A 4,942-nucleotide genomic window follows, 5' to 3' on the forward strand; every position below is an offset into this window, starting at 1 on the left:
CGGGCGGCGGCCACGTTCATCTCGTAGGCCAGCCCTTCCAGGCCGTAGTCTTCCTGCGCAATGGAGGTGGCGCCGAAGGTGTTGGTCTCGATCAGGTCGGCGCCCGCGGCCAGGTACTGGTCGTGGATCTCTCGGATCACGTCGGGCCGGGTGAGCACCAGCAGGTCGTTGTTGCCCTTCAGGTCCTTGGGATGGTCCTTCAGCCGCTCGCTGCGGAAGTCGGCTTCCGTGAGCTTGTAGCGCTGGATCATCGTGCCCATGGCGCCATCGATGATGACGATGCGCTGGGCCAGCAGCTCGGGCAGTCGGGCGGCACGGGTGTAGTTCATGACCGGGATTCTAGGGAGGCGGCTTCTTCCTCCCCGACGTAGGCCGATTCGCGGAAGTCCAGCGCAGCCGGCCGACCCTCGCCCTGCGCCCACAAGGCCATCAGGTGCGGCTGCATCGGCCGCGCAAACAAGAAGCCCTGCAGCTCGTCGCAGCCCAGCGCATGCAGCACGTCGCGCTGGCCCGCGGTTTCCACCCCTTCGGCCACCACCTTCAGGCCCAGCGCATGGGCCAGGCGCACCACCGCCTCGACGATGGCGCGCGCATCCGGGTTGGTTTCCAGATCGCGCACGAAGGCGCGGTCGATCTTGAGCTGCCGCGCCTGCAGCCGCCGCAGGTACGACAGGCTGGAGTAGCCGGTGCCAAAGTCGTCGATCGACAGGTGCACGCCGATGGCGGCCAGCCGCTCGAAAGTGCGCAGCGTGCCTTCGGCGTCTTCCATCGCCACCGATTCGGTGATCTCGAAGGTGAGCAGCGTGGCGTCGATGCGGTGCTCGTCGATAGCCCGTTGCACCCGCTGCACCAGGTCGTCCTGCCGCAGCTGGTGCACCGACAGGTTGAGCGCCACCCGCACCCGCAGGCCCTGGTCCAGCCATTGGCGCACCTGGCTGCAGGCCTGGCGGATGACCCAATCGCCCAGCGCGCCGATGAGGCCGAAACGCTCGGCGATGGGGATGAACACCAGCGGCCCCACCATGCCGCGCTGCGGATGCCGCCAGCGCGCCAGCGCTTCGGCGCCGGTGATGGTGCGGCCGTCGCCCGAAACCTTGGGCTGGTAGTGCAGCTCCAGCTCGCCACGCTCCAGCGCCAGCCGCAGGTCGCGCTGCAGCTCCAGCTGCTCGCGCACATGGGCGTCCATGTGCGGCTCGAAGAAGGCAAAGCTGCTGCCGCCCGCGCGCTTGGCCGCGTACATGGCCGAATCGGCATGCGCCATCAGCTTGGCGGCCACGGTGCCGTCGGTGTCCAGCGCGATGCCCACCGAGCACGACAGGTTGACCTCGCGGTCTTGCAGCGCCACCGGCTGCGACAGCGCCTGGATCAGCCGCTGCGCCAGCTGCACGATGGCCGCTTCGGTGACGTCCGATTCCAGCAGCAGCACGAACTCGTCGCCGCCCACGCGGGCCACGGTGTCGGTGGGCCGGGCGGTGGCCGCCAGGCGGCGGGCCATCTCCTGCAGCACCTGGTCGCCGAAGCCGTGGCCGAAGGAATCGTTGATGGGCTTGAAGCCGTCCAGGTCGACGAACAGCACCGCCAGCCGGCCGCCGTGCCGCTGGCGGCGCTCCACCGCCTGCGTCACCCGGTCGTCGAACAGCAGCCGGTTGGGCAGGCCGGTGAGCGCGTCGCGAAAGGCCAGTCGGTGCAGCTCTTCATTGGCGGCCTGCAGCGATTGCGCGAGCTTTTGCGCCCGCCCCTGCAGCTGCGCATCGAGGATGGACGTGCACAAGGTAAGCGACAGCAGCACCGCCGCGGCCACCGCCACCACCATGCCCAGGCCGTCGCCGCCCAGGCCGTCCAGGCTCAGGCACACCGCATCCGCCGGAAACGAAGCGGCGGCCATGCCGGTGTAGTGCATGCCGCAGATGGCCGCGCCCATGACCAGCGCCGCCGCCAGCTGCCCGGCGCGCGCCGCCATGCGGGTGAGCCGCCGCAGCCAAAAGAAGATCAGCAGCGCCGCGGCCGATGCCACGATGGCCACGGCCACCGACGCGGCCACGGTGGGCAGGTGCCACTCGATGCCTGGCGCCATGCGCAAGGCGGCCATGCCGATGTAGTGCATGGCCGAGATGCCCAGGCCGATGGACAGCGCCCCGCCGCCCAGCGTCTGCCAGCGCAGCCGGGCCCGGGTGGCGATGCCGAGGGCGATGGCCGAGGACAGCACGCCGGCCAGCCAGGAGGCCGCGGTCCAGTGCAGGTCGTAGCCCACGTCGATGGGCAGCTGCAGCGCCTGCATGCCCACGAAGTGCATCGACCAGATGCCGGTGCCCATGGCCAGCGAGCCGCCGAACCACCAGGCCAGGGCCATGACCCGGTCGCCGCCGCGCACGCGGTGGGCCAGGTCCAGGGCGACGAAGGACGCCAGCGTCGCGATCAGGTAGGACAGCGCCACGACCGAGAGGTCGTAACGCAGGGCCGTCGAAGTGACATCCATTCGGTTGTGCTGCTCACCGAGTGGAAGGGCCACCCGCAGGGCGTTGTCGGCCCCGGGGCGCGGGTCTTGAGCGGCGTTACCTTTGCCCGCCGCCGAAGAAGCCCATGCCCCGGCGCTGGCGCACCACCGGCTTGGCGCGGTGCTCGCTTTCCAGCTGGGCCAGAAAGCCATCGGGCTCGAACACGTCGCCCAGCAGCTCGACCTGGCGTTGCACGGCGGCAAAGTCGCCGGGCGTCAGCTGGTCGAGCTGCGCCAGCCGGCTGCGCTGCTCGGCCGTCATCGCCGCTTCGTCGCCGGCCAGCGCCTCGGCCGCGAACATGCGCAGCCGCTGCGCCGCCGTCAACGGATTGAAGCGGATCTTGAAGGTGAAGCGGCGCAGCGCGGCTTCGTCCAGCTCGTCGAACAGGTTGGTGGTGCAGATGAAGACGCCGGCAAAACGCTCCATGCCCTGCAGCATCTCGTTGACCTCGGTCACCTCGTAGGTGCGCTCGGCCCGCTGGCGGCTGCGCAGGAAGCTGTCGGCTTCGTCCAGCAGCAGCACCGCGCCTTCGGTGTGGGCCTCGTCGAACATGCGGGCCAGGTTCTGCTCGGTCTCGCCGACGAACTTGCTCACCAGGTCGCTGGCCTGGCGCACCATCAAGGGCCGCTGCAGCGACTGGGCGATGTGCTCGGCCAGCGCCGTCTTGCCGGTGCCCGGCGCGCCATGGAAGCACAGCGTGCCGTGGCCGCGACGGCCCAGCGATTCGATGATGCGCGGCAGCGGAAAGCGCGTTTCCACGTTCAGCAGCGACAGGTCGTAGTGCGTGACCACCGGCCGCGGCGGCCGCTGCGCGGCTGCATGGCCCAACGCCTTGTCGGAATGGCCCAGCTGGCGCTCGATCAAGGCTTCGATGGCGGCGCCATCGGCATCGGGCGCCTGCGCCAGCTGCGCAAAGCGCACCGCGGTGCGGATCTGCGCCGGGGTGAGGCCGCGGCGCTCGGCCAGCTTGGCCGCAAAGCCCTCGCGCACCGGCACCTGGGCCAGCGCGCGGGCCACCAGCGCCTCACGCGCGCCGGGCGGCGGCGACTTGAGTTCCAGGTGGTACTGGAAGCGGCGGCGGAAGGCGGGGTCGATCTGCTCGATGCGGTTGGTGACCCAGATCACCGGCACCGGATTGGTTTCCAGGATCTGGTTGACCCAGGCCTTGCCGCTGACGCTGCCGCTGGGCGCGTCGCTGCTGTCCAGCCGGGCCATCAGCTGCGCGGTGTCGGTGGAAATCGGCGGAAACACGTCTTCCACCTCGTCGAACAGCAGCGCCACCTGCGGGCTGGTCTTGAGGAACACCTGGCTGATCTGCAGCGAGCGGTATCGGTCGCGGCCCGACAGCGAATGGCCGTCTCGGTCGGCGTATTCCACCTCGTACAGCGTCAGGCCGGCGGCCTGCGCGGCCACCTTGGCCAGCTCGGTCTTGCCGGTGCCGGGCGGGCCGTAGAGCAGCACGTTCACGCCCGGCGCCTTCTGCGCCACCGCGTTGCGCAGCAGGCTGGCCAGCACGGCCAGGTCGTCGGCCACGAAGGGGAAGTCGGCCGGCTGCAGCTCGCTGGCATGGGCCGGGCGGGTGAACACGGCCATCAGGTCGTTGGGGCCGGGGTACTCGCGCATCAGCACCGGCGGCAGCTGGTCACTCACCTTCATCAGGTCGGCCAGGTCGGTGATGTTGTGCTCGGAGATCAGGTTCTCGACCATGCCGATGCGCTCCAGCCGCGAGCCGGCGCGCAAGGCCTCGGCCACGTCGCGCTGGTCAACGCCGGCCACCTCGGCGATGGCGGCATAGGCCTCTTGCGCGCTGGACACCTTGAATTCCACCAGCAGGCCGCGCAGGTCGCGCTGGTAGCGCGCCAGCGTGCCGTAGAGCAGCAGCGCACGTTCGGCGGCATTGAGCTGCAGCAGGCCGGCCAGCGCGTCGATGTTCTTCTCGACGAGGGTGGATTCCTTCTTCAGGCTGCGTTCCAGCCACTGCGCGGTGGCCGTGAGCACCGTCAGCAGGTCCTTGGGCGCGTCCTTGATGTATTCGTCGATGTAGAAGAAGACGGTGCCTTCTTCGTACGGGCCGCGCCAGTGACCATGGCGCTGCAAAAAGGCCTCGTCGGCCAGGGCTTCATGGCCGCGCCAGTGTTCGTTGTGCTGGCAGCGCTGGGCCAGGAAGGCCCGCAGCCGCTGCAGCACCGGCTGCGGCCACACCAGGTGGCGGCCGGTGAGCGAAAGCAGGCTGTTCCAGTCGCGGCGCAGGTTGAAACGGCCAGCATGGCGCATGGTGAGCGCCAGCACGAAGCGCGAGCACATGCGGTCCAGCACGGGGGCTTGGCGCAGGTCGGGCGACAGCAGCAGCGGAATGTCGGCGGTGGCAGTCACGGCACGCGGCATCGGTGGACGCCGCATGTTCGCCCAGCCGCCGGGGCAGGGCAAGCCCTGATCAGCGCCCCGAG

General features: G+C 69.9%; 3 protein-coding genes. All 3 read right to left on the bottom strand.

The window, feature by feature from the left end:
• On the bottom strand, positions 1-329 hold a 329-nt coding region (locus ABNT58_RS25060; RefSeq protein WP_348756105.1), incomplete at its 3' end, for a homocysteine S-methyltransferase family protein.
• A complete protein-coding gene (locus tag ABNT58_RS25065; protein ID WP_348756106.1) occupies positions 326-2,476 on the bottom strand; it encodes an EAL domain-containing protein in 2,151 nt (716 codons plus the stop codon). The genes ABNT58_RS25060 and ABNT58_RS25065, both read right to left, overlap by 4 nt.
• A 76-nt stretch (positions 2,477-2,552) precedes the next feature.
• On the bottom strand, positions 2,553-4,868 hold the full coding sequence (locus tag ABNT58_RS25070) for an ATP-binding protein (RefSeq protein ID WP_348756107.1): 2,316 nt from the start codon (positions 4,866-4,868) through the stop codon (positions 2,553-2,555).
• Positions 4,869-4,942 lie beyond the last annotated feature (74 nt).

Origin of the sequence: uncultured Aquincola sp. (assembly GCF_964001545.1) — a bacterium.
Taxonomy (GTDB): domain Bacteria; phylum Pseudomonadota; class Gammaproteobacteria; order Burkholderiales; family Burkholderiaceae_C; genus Aquincola.

Bases quoted from the DNA above. Each gene is read 5' to 3' on its own strand.
- ABNT58_RS25065 (WP_348756106.1), bottom strand. From the start codon at position 2,476: ATGGATGTCACTTCGACGGCCCTGCGTTACGACCTCTCGGTCGTGGCG.